This is a genomic window from Pseudomonas sp. (assembly GCF_026224925.1).
Taxonomy (GTDB): domain Bacteria; phylum Pseudomonadota; class Gammaproteobacteria; order Pseudomonadales; family Pseudomonadaceae; genus Aquipseudomonas.
This window is the reverse complement of record NZ_JAMFRV010000529.1, coordinates 1-5,328: the sequence shown is the minus strand read 5'-3', so window position 1 is coordinate 5,328 and position 5,328 is coordinate 1. Positions and strand designations below refer to the sequence as shown.

5 protein-coding genes are annotated in these 5,328 nt (G+C 59.3%); 4 read left to right on the top strand and 1 reads right to left on the bottom strand.

What is annotated here, in order from left to right; genetic code table 11:
* The 3 genes from M0974_RS22310 to M0974_RS22300 form a co-directional block, all read left to right on the top strand.
* Window positions 1–595, top strand: a 595-nt coding sequence (locus M0974_RS22310; protein WP_297841862.1) for an ABC transporter permease, incomplete at its 5' end; no start/stop codon positions are given.
* Window positions 595–2,226, top strand: a complete 1,632-nt coding sequence (locus M0974_RS22305) for an ABC transporter ATP-binding protein (RefSeq protein WP_297841859.1) — start codon at window positions 595–597, stop codon at window positions 2,224–2,226. The genes M0974_RS22310 and M0974_RS22305, both read left to right, overlap by 1 nt.
* A 77-nt stretch (window positions 2,227–2,303) precedes the next feature.
* Entirely contained in the window at window positions 2,304–3,857 is a 1,554-nt protein-coding gene (locus tag M0974_RS22300; protein WP_297841856.1) for an ABC transporter substrate-binding protein, read from the top strand.
* 31 nt (window positions 3,858–3,888) lie between these two features.
* On the opposite strand, the gene M0974_RS22295 is transcribed toward M0974_RS22300, so the two are convergent.
* Entirely contained in the window at window positions 3,889–4,509 is a 621-nt protein-coding gene (locus tag M0974_RS22295; protein ID WP_297841853.1) for a GntR family transcriptional regulator, read from the bottom strand.
* A 121-nt stretch (window positions 4,510–4,630) separates the two neighbouring features.
* Here M0974_RS22295 and M0974_RS22290 point away from each other — a divergent pair.
* On the top strand, window positions 4,631–5,328 hold a 698-nt coding region (locus M0974_RS22290), incomplete at its 3' end, for an alpha/beta hydrolase (protein ID WP_297841851.1).

Here is a 5,328-nt window from a genome sequence, read left to right as displayed (position 1 = left end):
GATCAGCCTGTTGACCGTGTCGCTGGCGATCAGCGTTGGCACCGTGTTCGGTTTGCTCGCGGGTTACCTGCGCGGCTGGACCGACCGCTTGTTGATGATGGTCAATGACGCGCTATTGGCCTTTCCCGGCATGCTTCTGGCCCTTGGCTTGCTGGCGATTGTCGGCGCCAGTCAGTACGGCATTGTCCTGGCACTGGGCATCGCCTATATCCCAACCGTGGTGCGCGTGGTGCGCAGCACCGTGCTGTCCTTGCGCGAACGTGAATTCATCGAAGCGTCGCGGGTAATCGGCAACTCCGAGCTATACACCATGTGGAAGCACATCGCGCCCAACTGCGTGGCGCCATTAATCGTGCTCGCCACCAGCATGTTCGGCTGGGCGATTCTCTCGGAAAGCGCCTTGAGTTTTCTCGGTCTCGGTGTTCCACCGCCTGCCGCGACCTGGGGCAACATGCTCGCTTCCAGTCGCCCGCATCTGGTGACTGCGCCATGGCTGGGATTCTTTCCCGGCCTGATGATCGCCATCGCCCTGATCGGTATCAACCTGTTCGGTGACGCGTTGCGTGATCGACTCGACCCCCGGATGACCCGCTGATGGATACCGTCAAGCCGCTATTGCGCGTGACTGACCTGTGCATTCAGGTCGGTGGCGAAGGCCCGTTGGCCGTAGATCACCTGAGCTTTGACATGGCGCCCGGCGAAATCGTCGCCTTGGTCGGCGAGTCCGGCAGTGGTAAGACCATGGTTGCCCGCGCCGTCATCGGTCTGCTGCCACCGCCGATGCGGGTGGCGGCCGGTCAGCTGCGGTTTGGCGATGTTGATTTGTGCCGCTTGCCCTACGAGCAACTGCGCAGTATTCGTGGGGCGCAGATCGGCATGGTCTTTCAGGAACCGATGGTCTCGCTGAACCCGACCCTGACCATTGGCCAACAGATGGCTGAAGGCTTGCGCCTGCACACCGATCAGGATGAGAAAACCATTCGCAGCAGGTCGCTGGAGATGCTCCGGCGTATTGGTATCGACGATCCTGAACGCTGCCTGGGCGCGTTTCCCCATGAGTTTTCCGGCGGCATGCGGCAGCGCATCATGTTGGCTTCGGTGATGCTGTTGCGCCCGGCCCTGTTGATCGCCGATGAGCCAACCACCGCCCTCGACACCCTGGCCCAAGCCGATGTCATCGCGTTGATGCTTGAGCTGACCCAAGAGCAGGGCACTGCGGTGTTGTTCATCAGCCATGACTTGTCGCTGGTGGTCCGCCATGCCCACAAAGTGGTGGTCATGCGCCATGGCAAGGCTGTGGAAAGCGGTCCGACTCGGCAGATTTTGCTTGGGCCCAAGGCCGACTACACGCGGCAGTTGCTCGATGCACTGCCGACTCGCGGGCAACTTGCGCCGGCGTCTCAAGCGGCACCATTGGTGGACATGCGTAACGTGACCATCGACTACCCCGGTCGCCAGCGCTTTTTTACCCGCAGTGCCGGCAAGCGCGCCGTTGATGGGGTCAATCTGCACATCGCCGCAGGCGAAACCGTGGCGCTGGTGGGCGGCAGCGGCTCTGGCAAAACCACCCTGGGCCGTTCGGTGGTCGGGCTGATCAAACCGTCAGCGGGCGAGATCTTTTTCGACGGCGTGGACATCCTCAAAAGTGGCAACCGTGAACACCGTTTGCAATGCCAGATGATCTTCCAGGATCCGGTGTCGTCGCTGGACCCGCGTGCGCGCATTGCCGACATCCTCGTCGAACCGTTGCGCCATGTGACGGGCTTGAGCCGTGCCGATCGCGCCGAACGGGTACGGATCATCCTTAAGGATGTCGGCCTGGACGAGATGTTCGCCCAGCGCTTCCCGCATCAGCTGTCGGGTGGACAACGGCAGCGGGTCGCCATCGGCCGCGCGTTGATTCGTCACCCGAAACTGGTAATTGCCGACGAGCCCATTTCCGCCCTCGACATGACCATTCAAAAACAGATTCTTGAATTATTTGAACGCTTGCAGGCGCAGTACGGGTTTGCCTGCCTGTTTATCTCCCATGACTTGGCGGCGGTGGAGCGTATTGCCCATCGGGTGGCGGTCATGCAGCACGGTCGAATCGTCGAAGTTGGCGCCACGGCTGAAGTGTTCGATCACCCGCAACACGCCTTTACCCGGCGTCTGCTGGCGGCCGCTAACCCGCTGCAACGCCTGGCCGATGGCGGCTACCAACTGCGCAGCAGTGTCGGATTGTGACTTACCTGAACAATCACCCTGAAAGCCGTCGTACCTGTGACGGCGCGGATGTCTCTTGGCTTGATAAGGAATCGCTGATGAAACGCTCTTTGAAGAACGCCTTGGCCCTTGGTCTGGTGGCCATGATCGTCACCGGCGTCGCCCAGGCCCAGGCGCTACGTCTGGCGCTCAACTCAGATATTCGCAGCCTCGACCCCGGGGTCAATCGCGACGACCGTACTGACCAAGTGTTGCTGCATATGGTCGAGGGGCTGATGGCGTATGGCGAAAAGGGCGAGGTCAAACCGTTGCTCGCAGAAAAAGTCGACGTCTCGGCCGACGGCCTGACTTATACGTTTACCTTGCGTCAGGGGGTGACCTTTCATAACGGTGAACCGCTGACCTCGGCCGACGTGCTGTGGAGCTGGAACCGCGACATGGACCCCAAGACTCAGTGGCGTTGCCTGCCGGAGTTCGATGGCAGTGGTTTGACCAAGGTCAGTGAAGTCACCACGCCGGACCCGCACACCGTGATCATGCGTCTGGACAAGCCCAGCGGGATGTTTCTCGCTACCCTGGCGCGTACCGATTGCGGCGGCACTGCGGTACTGAACAAAGCCTCGGTCAATGCCCAGGGCGAGTTCGTCAAACCCATCGGTACTGGCCCCTATCAATTGGGCGAGTGGAAGCGCGGGCAGTACATCAGCCTCAACAAATTTGCCAATTATCAATCCTTGCCAGGCCCGCGCGACGGTTATACCGGCGGCAAGCAGGCACTGACGGATGAAGTGCGTTTCGTGATCATCCCCGATCAGGCCACGGTCAAGGCTGCTTTGTTTTCGGGCGATCTGGACATGGCTGAAGTGACCGAGACAGACCTCCCGGAAATCAAGAGTCACGACAACCTCAAGGTGTCCACGGCCCCTAGCGCCACCATGAATGTGCTGATGTTCCAGACCCGCGATCCGCTGCTCAAGGACAAACGCATTCGTCAGGCAATTGCCGCTGCCATCGATATCAAGCAGCTGGTGGCCACCACCAGCAACGGCTTCGGTGTGGCCAATAACTCGATTATCAGCGTTGCCTCGAACTACTACAGCGCTAAAGAGCAGGCCGGCTTCAACTACGACCCCGAAAAAGCGGCGCAACTGCTGAAACAGGCCGGTTACCACGGCCAACCGCTGACCATCGTTGCCAACCGCCGCTCAATGGTGCCGAGCTACGACTTGGCGATCATTGCCCAGGCCATGTTGCAGGCGGTCGGCATGAACGTGCAGGTGGAAGTGATGGAGTGGGGCACCCAGCTTGAGCGTTACCAAAGTGGGCGTTATCAGGCCATGTCCTTCACCTATTCGGCGCGTTTTGACCCGGCGTTGAGTTTCGAACAGGTGACCGGCAACAAGGACAAAGAACCGCGCAAAGCCTGGGAAGATCCCGAGGCCATGGAGCTGCTGGCGCAATCTCTGAAAGAGGGCGATGTGAGCAAACGTCAAGCGTTGTTCGATCAGATGCACGCGCGCTTCATCGACCAAGTGCCGATGATCGTTATGTACAACGGCCTGGACATCATGGCCCTGAACAAAAACGTCGACGGTTACAACGCCTGGATCGGCCAAAAACCACGGTTATGGGGTGTCAGCGTCAAGCCCTAGGAAACAAGCGGCATGCTTCAAGCGGCAAGCTTCAGGTTGTTAGCGGGATTTGGCGGATGTGCGCGGCGATCAGTTGCTTGAGCCGATCACGGTCGTCGTTGCGCAGCGCTTCGAGCATCAAGAAGTGTTCGCGACTCGACTGCTCGGCGCGCAGGTGGGTGCGCCACGTTCCGCCCGGCGATGACGGCGGGCGACTGCGCATTTCTTCGATGAATTCCACCAATAGACGATTGGTACACAGGTCATAGAGGGAACGATGGAAGTCCAGATTGGCGTTGTAGCGCTCCAGCAACGTGCCTTCTTGCACCAGGGTGTTGAAGCGCTGGGCGATGACTTCCAGGGCCTGCAATTGCTCGGGCTTTACCACTATTTGGTTGACCGCTGCGCATTCGAGGGCAACACGAATTTCCCGCGCATCCGAGACCTGCGCCAGGTCGGGAGTGTGCACGTAGTAACCGCGATTAGGGATGTGCTCGACCATGTGTTTAAGCACCAGTTGGTCCAGCGCGCGCCGCACATCGAGCCGCGAGTAGCCGTAACGCTGCTCCAGGTCGATCTGTTTAAGCCAACTGCCGGCTGCAAGGATACCGGCGTTGATGTCTTTGGACATCAGCAGGACCAGCTGGCTACGTTCGGTAACGGTTTTCTTCAACGCAAGCATCCACAAAGGCCCTGAATGGGCGAAATCTTATCCAGCGAGAGGCGTCGGCAATGCATGACCCCTCGCCAACGACGGTTGCCAATAATGGCACAAATATCAACGAGGTTTAACGATGTTGGCCATCCCTGAAGACACTCCCGAAGCGCGGCATCGCAAGCTTTACTACCGCGGCAGCACAACTATTTTTTCCTGCCGCAAGGACCCGCGTTTTGCGTACTGCCTCTATGTGCCGCAGACCTTCGATGAGTCGCCAGAGAATCATCGCCTGCTGGTAGCGGTGCACGGCACTGGCCGGACCATGGTCGAGTACCGTGATGCCTTTGCCGAGTTCGGTCGTTTCAACCGTTATGTGATTCTGGCGCCGCTGTTTCCGGTAGGACCGCTGGGCGACGGCAATCCCCACGGTTTCAAATACCTGAAGGAAGGTGACATTCGCTACGACGAAGTGCTGTTGGCCATGGTCGATGAAGTCGGACAGGCGTTAAATGCACGCTTCGATAAGTTTTCATTGTTCGGCTATTCGGGCGGTGGTCATTTCGCCAATCGATTCTACTACTTGCACCCGGAACGCCTGCGTTCAGTGTCCATTGGCGCCCCAGGTTCAGTAACGTTGATCGACGAAGGCCGCGATTGGTGGGTTGGCACCGGCGGCATCGAAGCGCATTTCGGCAAAAGCCTGAACGTGGCGGCCTTGCGTGAGGTTGACGTGCAGTTGTTAGTGGGGGCGGCCGATCTGGAAACCTGGGAAATCCACTACGAACCCGGTTCGGTGCAGTACATGGAAGGCATCAATGATTCGGGGCGCACCCG

Excerpts from the sequence above, each read along its gene's own strand:
- M0974_RS22305 (WP_297841859.1), top strand. The coding sequence starts at position 595 with ATGGATACCGTCAAGCCGCTATTGCGCGTGACTGACCTGTGCATTCAG.
- M0974_RS22300 (WP_297841856.1), top strand. The coding sequence starts at position 2,304 with ATGAAACGCTCTTTGAAGAACGCCTTGGCCCTTGGTCTGGTGGCCATG.